Source organism: Streptomyces antarcticus (genome assembly GCF_026627255.1).
In the GTDB taxonomy this organism is placed as follows: Bacteria; Actinomycetota; Actinomycetes; order Streptomycetales; family Streptomycetaceae; genus Streptomyces; species Streptomyces antarcticus.
On record NZ_JAPNLM010000001.1, the window covers coordinates 232,446 to 249,142 of the forward strand.

General features: G+C 72.5%; 12 protein-coding genes. 3 read left to right on the forward strand and 9 right to left on the reverse strand.

Translation table 11 applies throughout. The features are described from left to right. Positions 1 to 39: 39 nt before the first annotated feature. The 6 genes from serA to OTB16_RS01100 all read right to left on the reverse strand — a co-directional run bounded on the left by serA (position 40) and on the right by OTB16_RS01100 (position 9,817). On the reverse strand, positions 40 to 1,629 hold the full coding sequence (gene serA / locus OTB16_RS01075) for a phosphoglycerate dehydrogenase (RefSeq protein ID WP_267717680.1): 1,590 nt from the start codon (positions 1,627 to 1,629) through the stop codon (positions 40 to 42). A 282-nt stretch (positions 1,630 to 1,911) separates the two neighbouring features. Further along, complete coding sequence (gene ilvC, locus OTB16_RS01080; protein ID WP_267717681.1) at positions 1,912 to 2,913, reverse strand: ketol-acid reductoisomerase; 1,002 nt, start codon at positions 2,911 to 2,913, stop codon at positions 1,912 to 1,914. Positions 2,914 to 3,090: 177 nt separating this feature from the next. Further along, entirely contained in the window at positions 3,091 to 3,615 is a 525-nt protein-coding gene (gene ilvN / locus OTB16_RS01085; protein WP_069922074.1) for an acetolactate synthase small subunit, read from the reverse strand. Between the two features lie 22 nt (positions 3,616 to 3,637). Beyond that, positions 3,638 to 5,524, reverse strand: a complete 1,887-nt coding sequence (locus OTB16_RS01090) for an acetolactate synthase large subunit (RefSeq protein WP_267717682.1) — start codon at positions 5,522 to 5,524, stop codon at positions 3,638 to 3,640. Between the two features lie 203 nt (positions 5,525 to 5,727). Further along, a complete protein-coding gene (locus tag OTB16_RS01095) occupies positions 5,728 to 8,592 on the reverse strand; it encodes a putative bifunctional diguanylate cyclase/phosphodiesterase (RefSeq protein WP_267717683.1) in 2,865 nt (954 codons plus the stop codon). A gap of 277 nt (positions 8,593 to 8,869) precedes the next feature. Further along, positions 8,870 to 9,817 carry a 2-hydroxyacid dehydrogenase gene (locus OTB16_RS01100; RefSeq protein ID WP_267717684.1) on the reverse strand — a complete coding sequence of 316 codons (948 nt, stop codon included), beginning with the start codon at positions 9,815 to 9,817 and terminating at the stop codon, positions 8,870 to 8,872. Between the two features lie 72 nt (positions 9,818 to 9,889). Between OTB16_RS01100 and OTB16_RS01105 the strand changes: the two genes are divergently transcribed. The 3 genes from OTB16_RS01105 (at position 9,890) to OTB16_RS01115 (ending at position 12,526) form a co-directional block, all read left to right on the forward strand. Then, positions 9,890 to 10,897: an aldo/keto reductase gene (locus tag OTB16_RS01105; RefSeq protein WP_267717685.1), complete on the forward strand. Its 1,008-nt coding sequence runs from the start codon at positions 9,890 to 9,892 to the stop codon at positions 10,895 to 10,897. A gap of 105 nt (positions 10,898 to 11,002) precedes the next feature. Further along, a complete protein-coding gene (locus OTB16_RS01110; RefSeq protein ID WP_267717686.1) occupies positions 11,003 to 12,229 on the forward strand; it encodes a PQQ-dependent sugar dehydrogenase in 1,227 nt (408 codons plus the stop codon). A gap of 66 nt (positions 12,230 to 12,295) precedes the next feature. Then, positions 12,296 to 12,526, forward strand: coding sequence for a DUF6191 domain-containing protein (locus OTB16_RS01115; protein WP_267717687.1), 231 nt, complete (start codon positions 12,296 to 12,298; stop codon positions 12,524 to 12,526). On the opposite strand, the gene OTB16_RS39175 is transcribed toward OTB16_RS01115, so the two are convergent. The 3 genes from OTB16_RS39175 to OTB16_RS01135 all read right to left on the reverse strand — a co-directional run bounded on the left by OTB16_RS39175 (position 12,489) and on the right by OTB16_RS01135 (position 16,671). Next, entirely contained in the window at positions 12,489 to 15,560 is a 3,072-nt protein-coding gene (locus tag OTB16_RS39175; RefSeq protein WP_324290767.1) for a helix-turn-helix transcriptional regulator, read from the reverse strand. The genes OTB16_RS01115 and OTB16_RS39175 overlap by 38 nt on opposite strands. Positions 15,561 to 15,641: 81 nt before the next feature. Further along, entirely contained in the window at positions 15,642 to 15,845 is a 204-nt protein-coding gene (locus OTB16_RS01130; protein WP_267717688.1) for a hypothetical protein, read from the reverse strand. A gap of 160 nt (positions 15,846 to 16,005) precedes the next feature. Further along, entirely contained in the window at positions 16,006 to 16,671 is a 666-nt protein-coding gene (locus OTB16_RS01135; protein WP_267717689.1) for a hypothetical protein, read from the reverse strand. Between the last annotated feature and the right edge of the window lie 26 nt (positions 16,672 to 16,697).

Sequence of the window (16,697 nt, forward strand, 5' to 3'; positions counted from 1 at the left end):
CTCCCCCGGGCCCTTCCGCCGCTCAGCGGGTGGGCGCGATCAGCCGAGGCTGACCGTGCGCGCCGAGGCGGCGCCGATCTCGGCGGAGATGTCCGCGAGGACGTTCACCGGGACCTCGGCGTCGACGGTGAGGACGACGAGCGCCTCGCCGCCCTCCTCGGCGCGGGCGACCTGCATGCCCGCGATGTTCAGGCCGGCCTCGCCGAGGATGCGGCCGACGGTGCCGACCACGCCCGGGCGGTCGGTGTAGCGCAGCACGACCATGAAGTCGGCCAGCGCCAGGTCCACGTCGTACTCGCCGATGCCGACGATCTTCTGGAGGTGCTTCGGGCCCGCGAGCGTGCCGGAGACCGAGACCTCCGAGCCGTCCGACAGGGTGCCGCGGACGGTCACCACGTTGCGGTGGTCCGGGGACTCCGAGCTGGTCGTCAGCCGGACCTCGACGCCGCGCTCCTGCGCGAACAGCGGGGCGTTGACGTAGGAGACCGTCTCGTCGACGACGTCCTCGAACACGCCCTTGAGCGCGGAGAGTTCGAGCACCTTGACGTCGTGCTGGGTGATCTCGCCGCAGACCTCGACGTCGAGGCGGACCGCGACCTCGCCCGCCAGGGCGGTGAAGATGCGGCCGAGCTTCTCGGCGAGGGGCAGGCCCGGACGGACGTCCTCGGCGATGACGCCGCCCTGGACGTTGACCGCGTCCGGTACCAGCTCGCCGGCGAGCGCGAGGCGCACCGACTTGGCGACCGAGACGCCGGCCTTCTCCTGGGCCTCGTCCGTGGACGCGCCGAGGTGCGGGGTACAGACGACCTGGTCGAGCTCGAAGAGCGGGGAGTCCGTACAGGGCTCCTTCGCGTACACGTCGAGACCGGCGCCGGCGACGCGACCCTCCTTGATGGCCGTGTACAGCGCGGCCTCGTCGACGATCCCGCCGCGGGCGGCGTTGACGATGCGGACGGACGGCTTCACCTTGTGCAGGGCCTCGTCCCCGATGAGACCGAGGGTCTCGGGGGTCTTCGGCAGGTGCACGGTGATGAAGTCGGCGACCTCCAGGAGCTCGTCCAGCGTGAGCATCTTGACGCCCATCTGGGCGGCGCGCGCGGGCTGTACGTAGGGGTCGTACGCGACGATCTTCATGCCGAAGGCCGACATGCGCTGGGCCACCAGGACGCCGATGCGGCCGAGGCCGACGACACCGAGGGTCTTCTCGCTCAGCTCGACGCCCGTGTACTTGTTCCGCTTCCACTCACCGTTCTTGAGCGCGGTGTTGGCCTGCGGGATGTTGCGCGCGGTGGCGACGAGCAGGCCGCAGGCCAGCTCGGCGGCGGTCACGATGTTGGAGGTCGGGGCGTTGACGACCATCACGCCGGCCTTGGTGGCGGCGGAGACGTCGACGTTGTCCAGACCGACACCGGCGCGGGCGACGACCCTCAGCTTCTTCGCCGCGGCGATGGCCTCGGCGTCGACCTTGGTCGCGGAGCGGACGAGGATCGCGTCGGCGTCGACGATCGCGGGCAGCAGCTGAGCGCGGTCCGCGCCGTTGACGTGCCGGATCTCGAAGTCCGGACCGAGTGCGTCCACCGTTGCGGGCGACAGCTCTTCGGCGATGAGTACGACAGGTTTCGAGCTCACGTGGGTCCTCACAAGTCCAGTGCGGACGGCCGTCCCGACGGCCGCAGGCGTGGAGGGGGTAGCCGCGTGGAAGACGCACGACACTGTGGGCCTGACGCGTATGTGTTGAGCAGTGTAGTGGCGTTGGCGGCCCGGATTTCCGCCTGTACGGAAGGATCACCCGTCCGTGGTTGGCCGGGGTGGACAAGCCGCCCTCGGGAAGGCCGCCGTTCCGGCGGTCCCGGCCGTCCGGTGGTGCGCGGCGGGGCCGGGACGCACCGTCCCGGCCCCGCCGCCGCGAGATCAGCTCTCGTCGCTGTCGACCCAGCTCATGAGCTTGCGCAGCTTCTTGCCGGTGGTCTCGAGCAGGTGCTCCTCGTCGGCCTTCTTGTACGCGTTGTACTTCGGCAGACCGGCCTTGTACTCGGCCATCCAGGTGTTGGCGAACTCGCCGCTCTGGATCTCCGCGAGGACCTTCTTCATCTCGGCCTTGGTGGCGTCGGTGATGACGCGGGGGCCGGTGATGTAGTCGCCCCACTCGGCGGTCTCGGAGACCGACCAGCGCATCTTCTCCAGGCCGCCCTCGTACATGAGGTCCACGATGAGCTTCAGCTCGTGCAGGCACTCGAAGTACGCGATCTCCGGCTGGTAGCCGGCCTCGGTCAGGGTCTCGAAACCGGCCTTGACCAGGGCGGAGGCGCCACCGCAGAGAACGGCCTGCTCACCGAACAGGTCGGTCTCGGTCTCCTCGGTGAAGGTGGTCTTGATGACGCCGGCGCGGGTGCCGCCGATGCCGGCCGCGTACGAGAGCGCGAGGGCGAAGGCGGAACCGGTGAAGTCCTGCTCGACGGCGGCGATGCAGGGCACGCCGCGGCCTTCCTCGTACTGGCGGCGGACCAGGTGGCCCGGGCCCTTCGGGGCGACCAGGGCGACGTCCACGTTGGCCGGGGGCTTGATGAAGCCGTAGCGGACGTTGAAGCCGTGGCCGAAGAAGAGCGCGTCGCCCTCCTCGAGGTGCTCCTTGACGGACTCCTCGTAGATCTCGGCCTGGAGCGGGTCCGGGGTGAGGATCATGATGACGTTCGCCCAGGCCGCGGCCTCGGACACCGAGACGACCTTGAGACCCTGCTCCTCGGCCTTGGCCTTGGACTTCGAGCCCTCCTTCAGACCGACGACGACGTCGACGCCGGAGTCACGGAGCGACAGCGCGTGGGCGTGGCCCTGGCTGCCGTAGCCGATGACAGCGACCTTGCGGCCCTGGATGATGGACAGGTCGGCGTCGTTCTCGTAGAACAGCTCGGCCACTGGGATATCTCCTTGGTGCGCTGGTGTTGCTCCCACCGTACGGCGGGGAACGGAATCTGAGTTCGCCGGTCTCGCCATGCGGGCGGGCGTGTCGGGCGGGCGTGTCGGGCGGGGCGTGTCGGCCTGTCGGCCGTGGCCGGTCGGCCCGTTGCCGGGACCGCGGCCGGGGCGCTGCGGTCAGGCGCTGCGGTCGAGCGCGCGCAGGCTGCGGTCCGTGATGGACCGGCCGCCGCGCCCTATGGCGATGGTGCCGGACTGCACGAGCTCCTTGATGCCGAAGGGCTCCAGCATCTTGAGCATCGCGCCGAGCTTGTCGGTGCCGCCGGTGGCCTCGATGGTGACGGCCTCCGGGGAGACGTCGACCGTCTTGGCGCGGAACAGCTGGACGATCTCGACGATCTGCGAGCGGGTTTCATTGTCGGCGCGGACCTTCACCAGGACGAGTTCGCGCTCGATGGCGTTGTGCGGCTCCAGCTCGACGATCTTGAGCACGTTGACCAGCTTGTTGAGCTGCTTGGTCACCTGCTCGAGGGGGAGGTCCTCGACATTCACGACGATGGTGATGCGGGAGATGTCGGGGTGCTCGGTGACACCGACCGCGAGGGAGTCGATGTTGAACCCGCGGCGGGAGAACAGCGCGGCGATCCGGGCGAGGATGCCGGGCGTGTTCTCGACCAGGACGGAGAGCGTGTGCTTGGACATGTGAGTCGTTCTCTCTCTCGGCTCAGTCGTCTTCGTTGTCGCCGAAGTCGGGACGGACGCCCCGCGCCGCCATGACCTCGTCGTTGGAGGTGCCGGCGGCGACCATCGGCCACACCATGGCGTCCTCGTGGACGATGAAGTCGATCACGACCGGGCGGTCGTTGATCGCGTTGGCCTCGGCGATGACCTTGTCCAGGTCGGCCGGGTCCTCGCAGCGCAGCGCCACGCAGCCCATCGCCTCGGACAGCTTGACGAAGTCCGGGACGCGGGTGCCCTTGCGGGGGGCGGCGGACTCGCCGAGCTGGGAGCCGGCGGCGGCGTGGCCGGTCTCCTCGCCGTGCAGCACCGTGTTGGAGTAGCGCTGGTTGTAGAAGAGGGTCTGCCACTGGCGGACCATGCCCAGTGCGCCGTTGTTGATGATCGCGACCTTGATCGGGATGTTGTTCAGCGCGCAGGTGGCCAGTTCCTGATTGGTCATCTGGAAGCAGCCGTCGCCGTCGATCGCCCAGACGGTGCGGTCGGGCATGCCGACCTTCGCACCCATGGCGGCCGGGACCGCGTAGCCCATGGTTCCGGCGCCGCCGGAGTTCAGCCAGGTGCGCGGCTCCTCGTACTGGACGAAGTGCGCGGCCCACATCTGGTGCTGGCCGACGCCCGCCGTGAAGACGGTGCCCTTCGGGGCGAGCGCGCCGATCCGCTCGATGACCTGCTGGGGGGAGAGCATCCCGTCCTCGGGCAGGTCGTAGCCCAGCGGGTACGTGTCCCGCCAGCGGCTGAGGTCCTTCCACCAGGCGCTGTAGTCACCGGCGTTGCCGTCGGTGTGCTCGGCCTGGACGGCCTGGACCAGATCGGCGATGACCTCGCGGGCGTCGCCGACGATCGGGACGTCGACGGCGCGGTTCTTGCCGATCTCGGCCGGGTCGATGTCCGCGTGGATGATCTTGGCGAGGGGGGCGAAGCTGTCGAGCTTGCCGGTGACGCGGTCGTCGAAGCGGGTGCCCAGCGCGATGAGCAGGTCCGCCTTCTGGAGCGCGGTGACGGCGGTGACCGCGCCGTGCATGCCGGGCATCCCGACGTGCAGCGGGTGGCTGTCGGGGAAGGCGCCCAGGGCCATCAGGGTGGTGGTGACCGGGACCCCGGTCAGCTCGGCGAGGACCTTCAGCTCGGCGCTCGCGCCGGCCTTCATGATGCCGCCGCCGACGTACAGGACCGGGCGCTTGGCCTGGCAGATGAGCTTGGCGGCCTCGCGGATCTGCTTGGCGTGCGGCTTGGTGACCGGCCGGTAGCCCGGGAGGTCCTGCGCGGGCGGCCACGAGAAGGTGGTCTTCGCCTGGAGGGCGTCCTTGGCGATGTCGACGAGGACCGGGCCGGGGCGGCCGGTGGCGGCGATGTGGAAGGCCTCCGCGATGGTCCGCGAGATGTCCGCGGCCCGGGTGACCAGGAAGTTGTGCTTGGTGATCGGCATGGTGATGCCGACGATGTCCGCCTCCTGGAAGGCGTCGGTGCCGATCGCCTTGGAGGCGACCTGACCGGTGATCGCGACCAGCGGGACGGAGTCCATGTGCGCGTCGGCGATCGGGGTGACCAGGTTGGTGGCGCCCGGGCCGGACGTGGCCATACAGACGCCGACCTTGCCGGTGGCCTGCGCGTAGCCGGTGGCGGCGTGGCCCGCGCCCTGCTCGTGGCGGACCAGGATGTGGCGGACCTTCTCGGAGTCCATCATCGGGTCGTACGCGGGGAGGATGCAGCCGCCCGGAATACCGAAGACGGTGTCGCACCCCACCTCTTCGAGAGAGCGGATGAGGGCCTGCGCACCCGTGACGTGCTCAACTGCGGCGGACTGGTGTCCGCCGGAACGGGGCCGCGGCTGCGGATGGTGGGCCCCGGTGGCCTGCTCGGTCATCGGCATTCTCTTCTCGAAGCTGAGGGTTTTACGAGGATTCGACTCTGTGCCAGTGCAACAAAAAACCCCTCGTGCCGGGAGGCAGGCGAGGGGAGCGCGTCGGGTGCGTTGAGCGGGGACATGCTGTCCCGGCTTCAGCCGACGCGCTTTCCAAGTACGAGAATTCGGGTGCGCATGACACTGACCCTCCCTCTGGCGGGAGGTGGATGTCAAGTAGGTGGGACGGGCGTCTCATTATGTGAGCCTCTGTGGATGGCCATCGAACCCGCCGGCGAGCCTCCGGCCAAGGCGGGCTGCACCACCCCGCCCGGTACGGGGAACGTACCGCGCACGAGCGCGCGGCGCAGCCTGTACTCGTCGAGGGGGCCGGAAAAGGCCATCCCCTGGCCGTGCGTGCAGCCCATCGCGCGCAGGGCGGCAATCTGCTCGGGCAGGTCCACGCCCTCGGCCACCGACTGCATGCCCAGGTCGTTTGCGATGCGCAACAAGCCTGCGGTGATCTTGTGGAGGCGGGCGGATTCGGCCACTCCCTCCACCAGGCCCCGGTCCAGCTTGAGCATGTCCACCGGGAGTCGCCGCAGGGCGCTGATGGCCGCGTAGCCGCTGCCGAAGCCGTCGAGGGCGATGCCCACCCCCATCCGGTTCAGGGCCGCCAGGCGGCGCTCCAGGTCGTCGAAGGGGACCCGGGGGTCGGAGACGGCCAGCTCCAGGACGAGGGACCCGGAGGGCAGTCCGTGCCGGGTCAGCAGGGCCTCGACGGAACCGAGCGGCATGGCCCGGTCCAGGAGCCGCTGGGCGGTCATCCGTACGGCCACCGGTACGCCGTGCCCGGCCCGGTGCCGGTCGGCAGCCTGTACGACGGCCTCCTCCAGCAGCCAGCGGCCCAGCTCGGCGGCCCGCGAGGCGTCCGGGCCGGCGGAGGCGGCGCCCTCGCTGTACTCGGCCACGCGGAGGAACTCGGCCGGGGTGAAGAGGATCCCCTGGGCGGAACGCCAGCGGGCCTGGGCGGCCACGACCGAGACCTCGCCGGTGGCCAGCGAGACCACGGGCTGGTGCAGCAGGGCGAACTCGCCCTCGTGCAGCGCGGTCCGCAGCCGCCCCGCCAGCTCCGCCTTCCGGACGACCTCGGCCTGCATCTGCGGGGCGTACACCTCGACGCGGTTCTTGCCCCCCGCCTTGGCCCGGTACATCGCGAGATCCGCGTTGCGCATCAGGTCCGAAGGGGTGATGCCGGGGTCGGCGAAGGCCACGCCGATGCTGGCGGCGACCCGGACCTCGCTGCCGGCGATGCGGTACGGCTGGGAGAGGGTGGCGCGCAGCCGGTCGGCGATCTCGTGCGCCTGGTACTCGCGGGCGCTGTGGTCGCGGCTGCCGTCCCCCAGGATCAGCGCGGCGAACTCGTCCCCGCCGAGGCGGGCGGCGGTGTCCCCGGCCCGGACGGAGTCCTGGAGCCTGCGCGCGGCCTCGATGAGCAGCTCGTCGCCGGCCTGGTGGCCGATGGTGTCGTTGACCGCCTTGAAACCGTCGAGGTCGATGAACAGCACGGCGGTGCTGTGGTCGCCCGCGCGCCGTCCGGTCAGGGCCTGGCGGACGCGCCGGGTGAAAAGGGCCCGGTTGGGCAGGTCGGTCAGGGGGTCGTGCTCGGCGCTGTGCTGGAGCTGTGCCTGGAGCCGGACCCGCTCGGTGACGTCCCGGCTGTTGAGGATGAGGCCGCCTTGGTGACGGTTGACGGTGGACTCGACGTTGAGCCACTCGCCGCCGCCGGACTTGAAGCGGCACTCGATGCGGGTGGTGGGCTCCTCGGCCGGCGGTGCGGCGAGGAAGCGGCGCACCTCGTGGACCACGCGGCCGAGGTCGTCCGGGTGGATCAGGGTGGCGAGCTCGGTGCCGACCAGTTCCTCGGCCTCGCGGCCGTAGACCCCGGCGGCGGCCGGGCTGACGTAGCGCAGGGTACCGGTGGGCGCGGCGATCATGATGACGTCGCTGGAGCCCTGGACCAGGGAGCGGAAGTGGTTCTCCTTCTGGGCCAGTTCCTGGGTCAGCGCGATGTTGTCGAGGAGCATGATCCCCTGGCGGATCACCAGGGCGAGGACGACGGTGCAGCCCGTGACGACGACGACCTTGTCGACGCTGCGGCTCTCCATCACGTTGTAGAGGATGCCGAGCGTGCAGATTGCGGCGGCGAGGTACGGGATGAGCGCGGGCAGCGACCGGGCGATCGGGCGGCTGACGGGCCGCGTGCCCGGGGCCTCCGCGGGCTCGTGCGCGGCGCCGATCCGGCGGGCGCCCCACGGCGCGTAGGCGAGCAGCAGGGAACCGGCGAACCATCCCGCGTCGAGGAGCTCGCCGGAGCTGTAGGTCTCCTTCAGCAGCGGCGACGTGAAGATGGCGTCGCACAGGACCGTGAGCGCGAGGGCCGCGATCGCCATGTTGACGGCGGAGCGGTTCGTCGCGGACCCCCGGAAGTGCAGGACGAGCACCATGGAGACGAGCGCGATGTCCAGGAGCGGATAGGCGAGTTCGAGGGCGGCGCCCGCCACGCTCTCGCCGCTGTGGGACCTGGCCGCCTTGGCGAGGGCCAGGCTCCACGACAGGATGAGCAGGGATCCGGCGATCAGCCAGGAGTCGAGGGCGAGGCAGAGCCAGCCGGCCCGGGTGACCGGGCGCTTGGCGAGTACGAGGAGTCCGACGATCGCCGGCGGGGCGAAGCAGAGGAAGAAGAACTGTGCCGGGGACGGGCTCGGCATGTCCTCGTGGATCACGACCTCGTACCAGCCCCAGATGCCGTTGCCGCAGGCGGACATCAGGGACGAGAGAGCAAAGAGCACCCAGGCGAGCCGGTCTCGGTTCGCATGGGTGCGCGCGTACAGGTAACAGGATCCGGCGGCGACGAGTGCCGCGGCGCTGAGGCCGAAGTCACCCATGATGTCAGCCAGTTCATCGCCGCCCCAGCCGAGGCCGGCACCGACGGCGTATCCGCCCCACACCACGGCCAGGAGCACCTGGACGGCTACTCCCCGGCCTCCGCCCGAGAGCGAGGGCCGGTTCAGGAGCGCCGCCCCCGGGGCACTCACCGGTCCCCCTCGCCTGCCGGCTTGGGGGCACCCCGTCGTCGCCTGCGGCGGCTCTGCCGCGTCGGATCCTTCGTCCATTGGCCGTACATCGCCCGTCGCCCCCCAAAGTGTCCGATCACTCCCCAGCGCCAGACGTTCGTGGCGCAGCCCCTTCTTCCGGACGATACACCACTTTCGTCACTCAGGGACATAGATTCTCTACACTCCGTTACCACGTGGGGAGTTGGAGCCACGGAGCGCGTCCGCACGACTGCGGAGCGTCCGCACCGGACGCCGGTCACCCGGTGACGAGCACCGTGTGCTCCACGGGCTCTCCGGCGGCGAACCGGGTGAGCTGGCGGGCGAGCAGCCGCTTGGCCCGGGGTTCGAACGCCGAGCTGCTGCCGCCGACATGAGGAGTGATCAGGACATTCGGAGCATGCCAGAGAGGGTGGCCGGCGGGCAGCGGTTCCGGGTCGGTGACGTCGAGCGCGGCGCGCAGCCGCCCCGACTCCACCTCCGCGAGGAGGGCCCCGGTGTCGACGACGGGACCGCGCGCCACGTTCACGAGCAGGGCGCCGTCCTTCATCCGGCTCAGGAACTCGGCGCCGGCCAGGCCCCTGGTGGCGTCGGTCAGCGGGGTCGTGAGGATCACCACGTCGGCCGCCGGGAGGAGTTGGGGGAGGTCGGCGAGGGCGTGCACGGGGCCGCGCGCCGTGGTGCGCGGCGTGCGGGCGACGCGCGCGACCGGCCCGCACTCGAAGGGCACGAGCCGGTCCTCGACGGCCGAGCCGATCGATCCGTAGCCGACGATCAGGAAGGACTTGTCGGCGAGTGCCTCGTAGAACCCCGCGTGCCACTCCTCGCGGTCCTGGCCCCGGACCATGCCGGGGATGCCGCGCAGGGAGGCGAGGGCCAGGGTGAGGGCGAGTTCGGCGGTGCTCGCGGTGTGTACCCCGGCGGCGTTGCACAGCCGTACGCCGGGGCGCAGGTCGCCGAGGCCGCCGAGGACGTGGTCGATGCCGGCGGTGAGGGTCTGGACGACCCGGACGGCGGGCATCGCGGCCAGCGGGCGCACGGTGGTCTCGGGGGACTTCATGTACGGGGTGACGTAGAAGACGCAGTCGGCCGGATCGGCCGGGAAGGCGTCCTCGCCGTCCCACCGGCGGTATCGGAAGGAGGCGGGCAGGCCCTCGATCTCCTCGGCGGGGAAGGGGAGCCAGACGTCCGCGGTCTTTGCAGTCATGATCACGAGGCTATGCCAGGGCGGCCGGATCGAGCCGTTAGTTTGTTTCCGGACCGGGAGGGGGACGCAGGGGTGGAGCTGAGGTCGATCGGGGCGGGGTCGCTGACGGTGGGCGCCGTCGGGCTCGGCTGCATGCCGATGAGCTGGGCGTACGCGCCCTCGCGCCGGCGCGGGCAGGAGTCGCTCGCGGCGGTGCACGCGGCGCTGGACCTCGGGTCGAACCTGCTGGACACGGCCGATGTGTACGGGCCGTTCACCAACGAGCTGCTGCTGGGCCGGGTGCTGCGGGAGCGGCGGCCGGACGCCTTCGTGTCGGCGAAGGTGGGGCTGCGGGCCGGTGACCAGCACGTGGTGGCGGACGGGCGGCCGGGCTACGTGCGCCGGGCCTGTGACGCCTCGCTGCGGCGGCTGCGGACGGACGTCATAGACCTCTACCAGCTGCACCGGGTGGATCCGGACGTGCCCGTGGAGGAGACCTGGGGGGCGATGGCGGAGCTGGTGGGCGCGGGGAAAGTGCGGGCGCTCGGGTTCTGCGCGCTCGGCGCGGGCGCCGGGCCGGGCGCGGGGCGCGGCGGGGACCGGGCGTACGGGACGACGCTGCGGCACCTGGAGCGGGCGCAGCAGGTGTTCCCGGTGAGCGCGGTGCAGGCGGAGCTGTCGGTGTGGTCGCCGCAGGCGGCGTGGCAGCTGCTTCCGTGGTGTGCGGACCGCGGGGTGGGGTTCCTGGCGGCGATGCCGCTGGGCAGCGGTTTCCTGACCGGGACGCTGACGCCGGGCGAGGGTTTCGAGTCGCAGGACGTACGGGCGCGGCACCCGCGGTTCACGGCGGACGCGATGGCGTCGAACCAGGTGCTCGTGGCGGCCCTGCGCCGGGTGGCGCGGCGGCACGGGCCCGGTGTCACGGCGGCGCAGGTGGCGCTGGCGTGGGTGCTGGCGCAGGGGCCGCAGGTGGTGCCCGTGCCGGGGGCGGACCGGGCGCCGTGGGCCGCGGAGAACGCGCGGGCGGCGGAGGTGCTGCTCTCGGCGGCCGATCTGGCGGAGATGGCGGCGCTGCCGGCGGCGGTGGGAGCCTGGGACTGACCCGCAACCACTCGATCGAGTGTACGAGCGGTGGAACTTCGGCGGCTGCCGGAGAGGTTGATACGGGTGAAGGGCACGGTCGGGGCACGGGAAGGGAGCGGGGCCATGCGGTTCGTACACGTGGAGCGTGAGGGGCGGGGCGCGCGGCGCCGGGGCGTGGCGGCGGCGGTCGTACTGGCCGGGTGCGGCGCCCTGCTGGCCGCCGGGTGCTCGCCCGCCGGGGTCGACGGCGCCCGGCCGGGCGGCTCGCCGCCGGGGACGGCAGCGGGCGCGGGGTCGCCGGGTCCCTCGGGGACGTCGGGGTCGTCGGGGTCCCCTCCGGCGTCGGTGCCGCCGGCCAGGGGCGCGGTGACGGTGGCCGGCGAGGTCGCCAAGGGCCTGGAGTCCCCGTGGGGGGTGGCTCCGCTGCCGGGCGGGGACCTGCTGGTCGCCTCGCGGGACAAGGGCTCGATCAGCAGGGTCGCGGCCGGCTCGGGCACGGTGACGCGGATCGGGTCGGTGCCCGGGGTGTCCCCGGGCGGGGAGGGCGGGCTGCTCGGCCTGGCCCTGTCGCCGGACTTCGCTTCGGACCGGATGGTGTACGCGTACTTCACCACCGAGGGCGACAACCGCATCGCCCGGATGCGCTACGACGAGCGCAGACCGGCCGGGCAGCAGCTGGGTGCTCCGGACACCGTGTTCCGGGGCATCCCCAAGGGGCTGATCCACAACGGCGGCCGGATCGCCTTCGGCCCCGACAAGATGCTCTACGCGGGCACGGGAGAGACGGGTGACACCGGACTCGCGCAGGACAAGGAGTCACTGGGCGGCAAGATCCTCCGGATGACCCCGGACGGGGATCCGGTGCACGGAAACCCGGAGGCGGACTCGGTCGTCTATTCGTACGGGCACCGCAATGTGCAGGGCCTCGCCTGGGACGGGGACAAGCGGCTGTGGGCCGCCGAGTTCGGCCAGAACACCTGGGACGAGCTGAACCTGATCGAGCCCGGCGCGAACTACGGCTGGCCCGAGGCAGAGGGGAAGGCGGGCCGGCCCGGCATGCGCGATCCGGTGGCCGTCTGGAAGACCGACGAGGCCTCGCCGAGCGGGATCGCCTGGGCGCAGGGGTCGGTGTGGATGGCGGGCCTGAAGGGGAACCGGCTGTGGCGGATCCCGCTGTCCGGTACGGCCCCGGTGGCGGAGCCCGAGGCCTTCCTGGAGGGGAAGTACGGCCGGCTGCGTTCGGTGGTGGCCCTGGGCGGAGACAGACTGCTGCTGGTCACGAGCGAGACGGACGGGCGCGGTTCGCCGGAAGCGGGCGACGACAGGATCCTGACCCTGACGGTGCGGTGACCGCGGCGGTATGGCGGAGCGGCGGTGCTGTGGAACGCGGTACCGCGGTGAGAACGCGGCATCGCGGTGGAACGCGACGCAGACCCCGGCGGCGGGGCGGAAGGTGTGGTGAACGCGGTGTTCAACCTGATCGAGGAGCTGTTCAACCCGGGGCGCAAGCACACGGACGAGGAGAAGAAACGCCTGGAACTGTCCCGGGTCGACGTCGACGACGGGGACCCGGGGCGGGGCCCGATAGACCTGGACTCCGGCACGGTGTTCATACGCCCCGCCGGGCGGCCTCCGGCAGGGGGCTGACCGGACCGGGGCCGGCGAACAGGCGCAGCCGGTGGGCGAGGGCGGCCGCCTCGCCGCGCCCGGCGACGCCCAGCTTCGCCAGGATGTTCGAGACGTGGACACTCGCCGTCTTCGGGGCGATGAAGAGCTCGGCGGCGATCTGGCGGTTGGTGTGGCCCTCCGCGACCAGGCTCAGCACCTCCCGTTCGCGGCTGGTCAGGCCGAGGGCCTCGGCGGGGTCCGTGTCCGGTGCGGGCGGGGCGGGGCGGGTCGCCGCGTCCGCGGCGGTGAGGGGGATCCGGGCGCGCTGGGCGAGCAGGGCCAGGTCCTCGCGGAGCCGGCGGGCGCCGAGTCCGTCCGCGGTGGCGTGGGCGTCCCGGAGCAGGGCGGCCGCGGGCTCCCGGTCGGCGCCGGACGCCAGCAGCGCCTCGGCGAGCCGGTGGCGGGCCCGGGCCAGCAGGTACGGGCGCTCCAGGGGGCGTACGGCCTCCTCCACGGCGGTCCAGTCGGCGACGCCGTCCCGTGCCTCGGCGCGGCGCAGCTCGGCCCGTACGTACTCGGCGTGGGCGGTCCACACCGGTGCCGGGGTGGCCAGGGAGCGGGCGGTGGTACCGAGCAGGGCCAGCGCGGCCTCCCGGCCGGCCTCCGCGGCCGGGAGCCCCCGGGCGTCCGCCTCGGCGGAGGCCGCGGCGAGCAGCAGCGGCCAGGCGTAGCGGTGCTGGCCGAGCGGGAACCCGAACTCGGCGGCCGCGGCCATCGCGGTGCGGACGTCGGCGATCCGGCCCTCCCCGGCGGCGACCCCCACCGCGAGGCGGAACAGCGGTATCCGGTGCTGGGGCTGGGTCTCGTGGGTGCCGAAGTGAGCGTGCGAGGCAGCAAGTTGCCGGGCAGCTTCCGTCAACTCGCCGCGCGCCAACGCCAGATAGGCCAGTCGGGCGGAGGCCGACCCGCGGGGGGCCGCGCTCTGGCCGACGAGGAGGGTGCGCCGGGCCTCCTCGGTGGCCTCGTCCCACCGGCCGAGGCTGTAGAGGCTCTCGGCGATGTTGCCGCGCACCCAGGCCTCGGTGTCCAGCAGCCGTGAGGTGACGACCAGTTCGATGCCCCGCTCCGCCAGTTCCACGGCTTCTCCGGAGCGTCCCGCGCCTTCCAGCTGGGAGGTGAGGTTGATGTAGGCGCGTCCCGCGATCAGGGGGAGCCCGAGCGCGGTGGCCCGGTCCTTGACCGCGTGCAGCTCGGCGAGGCCGGCCTCCCCCGTGCCGGAGTCGGTGAGCAGGCAGCCGAGGGTGATCCGGGCGTTCAGCTCGGTTTCCCCGGCACCGACCATCCGCGCGTACGCGACGGCCCGTTCGGCGGCGACGAGGTTGCCGGGGCCCGGATCGTGGAGCATGCCCCAGCTCGCCGCCCGGACGAGGACCTCGGCGTGCACGTGGGACGGGGGCAGCCCCTTGACCAGCTCCTGGGCCTTGCCGATCTCCTCCCAGCCGTCACTCCGGCCGAGGCCGGACACCAGCCGGGAGCGTTCGGTCCAGAACCAGGCGGCCCGCAGCGGGTCTCCGTCGGCCTCCAGCACCCGCAGCGCGGTCTTGGTGATCTTCACGGCGCGTTCCGGCTCCCCGCCGTAGCGGGCGGCGACGGTCGCCTCGGCCAGCAGGTCGAGCCGCTGGAGCGGGGTGGCGGCGGGATCGCAGCCGCACGGCGGGTACACCTCGGTGTAGTCCGCCGGGCGGAGCGCTTCGCGGATCTCCTCCGGGGCGCTCTCCCACAGGTCCATGGCGCGCTCCAGCAGGCGCAGCTGCTCGGAGTAGGCGTGCCGGCGGCGGGCGGCCACCGAGGCGGCGAGCACGGCGGGCAGCGCCTTGGCGGGGTCGTTCGCGTGGTACCAGTAACTGGCCAGCCGGATGACGCGTTCCTCGGCGCGGATCAGCGCGTCGTCGCTCTCCAGGGCCTCGGCGTAGCGGCGGTTGAGGCGGGAGCGTTCGCCGGGCAGCAGGTCGTCGCTGACGGCTTCGCGGACCAGCGAGTGGCGGAAGCGGTACCCGTCGCTGTCGGCGGTGGCGTGCAGGATGTTGGCGCCGACAGCGGCGCGCAGCGCCTCGATCAGCCGGTCCTCGGTGAGTCCGGCGACGGCGCGCAGCAGCGGGTACTCCACGGTGGAGCCGCCCTCGGCGACGAGGGCGACGACGCGCTGGGCCTCGTCCGGGAGGACCTCCACGCGGACGAGGAGCAGGTCGCGCAGGGACTCGGTGAGCCCGGTCCGGCAGCCGCTCGCCCGGGAGGCGACGAGTTCCTCGACGAAGAAGGCGTTGCCGTCGGACCGCTCGAAGACGGAGTCGACGAAGTCCTCCTCGGGCTGCGAGGCGAGGATGCCGACGAGCTGGCGGCGTACTTCGGCCCGGTTGAAGCGGGGCAGCTCTATGCGCCGGACGGTCCGCAGCCGGTCCAGTTCGGCCAGCAGCGGGCGCAGGGGGTGGCGGCGGTGGACGTCGTCCGCGCGGTAGGTGGCGACGACGACGAGCCGGCCGCTGCCGAGGGTGCGGAAGAGGTAGGACAGCAGGTGCCGGGTGGAGGTGTCCGCCCAGTGGAGGTCCTCCAGGACGAGGACGACGGTGCGGTCGGCTGCGAGCCGCTCCAGCATCCGGGCGGTCAGCTCGAAGAGGCGGGCGGTGCTCTCCTCGTCGTGCGGGCCCCGGGGGGTGTCGCCGAGTTCGGGGAGGATGCGGGCGAGTTCGTCCTCCTGGCCCGCGGCCGCGGCCGCCAACTCGCCGGGGAGCAGGCGGTTCAGGGTGCGCAGGGCCGTCGAGAACGGGGCGTAGGGAAGTCCCTCCGCCCCGATCTCCACGCAGCCTCCGACGGCGACCACGGCGCCGCGGCGGTCCGCCTCGCAGAGGAACTCCTCGGTGAGGCGGGTCTTGCCGACCCCGGCCTCTCCCCCGATCAGCAGGGCCTGCGGTTCCCGGCCCTCGGCGCGCGTCAGTGCGTCGGTGAGCGCTGCCAGTTCGTCGGCTCGGCCGACGAACACCGGGCTGACGGATCTGGTTTCCACGTCGCCGAGCATCGCACAGGCGCCCTGTCCGGCGGCACCCGATATCGGTGGGCGGCCCGTCACGTGCCGGTCCTCGCGGGGTCTCGGCGCGGGCTACGCGGCGCGGGCGAAGCGGTTGCGGTGCCCTCTCACCGCCCCTTCGGGTTCCTGGCTCCGGGAGGAGGCGCGGCGCGTCGCCCTCTTCGCCTCCCGGACCAGGCGGTACGCGTCGGCCTCGCGGATGAGCTCGGCGGTGCGGGCGGCTGCCATCTCGTACTCGAACATCTCGTGCTCCCTGGTCGCGTTGTTCTCGGGCACCTCGTTCGGTGTGATCCAAGATTCGCGTCCCAGGGGGTGCCGGCACATCGGGCGCATGCCGCATCCGTACGGGGCGGGGTGCCTTAGTCCGGGCCGCCGCGGTCCCTGAGGGGGCCTTAGGCGGCGCCGTCCGGGGGCCGGGCCCCGGACGGCGGACGGGTCAGGGCGCGGGGGTCGCCGGGACCGACGGGAGCGGGAGGAAGTACATCGCGCCGAAGACGAGGATGCCGAGGCCGCCGAGGACAACGGCCGCCCAGGCGACGGACCGGACCCAGGCCGGAAGGGTGCGTCCGGGGGCGCCGAAGGCCGGGCGGGCCAGGACGAAGACGGCGACGAGCAGGGCGAGGGTGGACAGGACGCCGTTGGCGAGGGCGGTGAGCTGCCAGGCGTCGCCGTACAGGGCGGAGATCTGGTCCGCCGGCGGGGCCGACTTGTCGCCCTGGATCTGGCCTATGAGGGTCTGGCGCTCGGCGAGGACGCGGGAGCCCCAGCTGCCGCTGAGCGCGACGAGCCCGAGGCCCGCGGCCACGACGGCGGACGCGGCGGCGCCGACGCCGCCGGATCGCGCCTCCTCGTCGGCGTCCTCCTCGTCGAACGCGTCGTCGTCGAGGTCCTGGTCCGTGACCTCGGCGTCGTTCGCGGGCGCGGTCTTGTCAGCGGTGGCGGTGGCGGGCGCGTCAGCGGTGACGGGCGCGGTCGCGGTCGCGCTCGCTCGCGCGGTCGTGGTCTCGGCCCCGGCGGGCTGGGAGGCCTCGGCCTTCGTGAGGTCGGTGGGGGTGGTCTCCGCCTCGGGGGCGTTCGGGGCGGGGGTCTTCTTGGTGTCCATGCCGGGCACCGTAGGCGGCCTGTCTG

Coding starts and splice junctions, on each gene's coding strand:
- OTB16_RS01110 (WP_267717686.1), top strand. CDS start 11,003: ATGCGGTTCGTACACGTGGAGCGTGAGGGGCGGGGCGCGCGGCGCCGG.
- OTB16_RS01090 (WP_267717682.1), bottom strand. CDS start 5,524: ATGCCGATGACCGAGCAGGCCACCGGGGCCCACCATCCGCAGCCGCGG.
- OTB16_RS39175 (WP_324290767.1), bottom strand. CDS start 15,560: ATGCTCGGCGACGTGGAAACCAGATCCGTCAGCCCGGTGTTCGTCGGC.
- OTB16_RS01100 (WP_267717684.1), bottom strand. CDS start 9,817: ATGACTGCAAAGACCGCGGACGTCTGGCTCCCCTTCCCCGCCGAGGAG.
- OTB16_RS01135 (WP_267717689.1), bottom strand. CDS start 16,671: ATGGACACCAAGAAGACCCCCGCCCCGAACGCCCCCGAGGCGGAGACC.
- ilvN (WP_069922074.1), bottom strand. CDS start 3,615: ATGTCCAAGCACACGCTCTCCGTCCTGGTCGAGAACACGCCCGGCATC.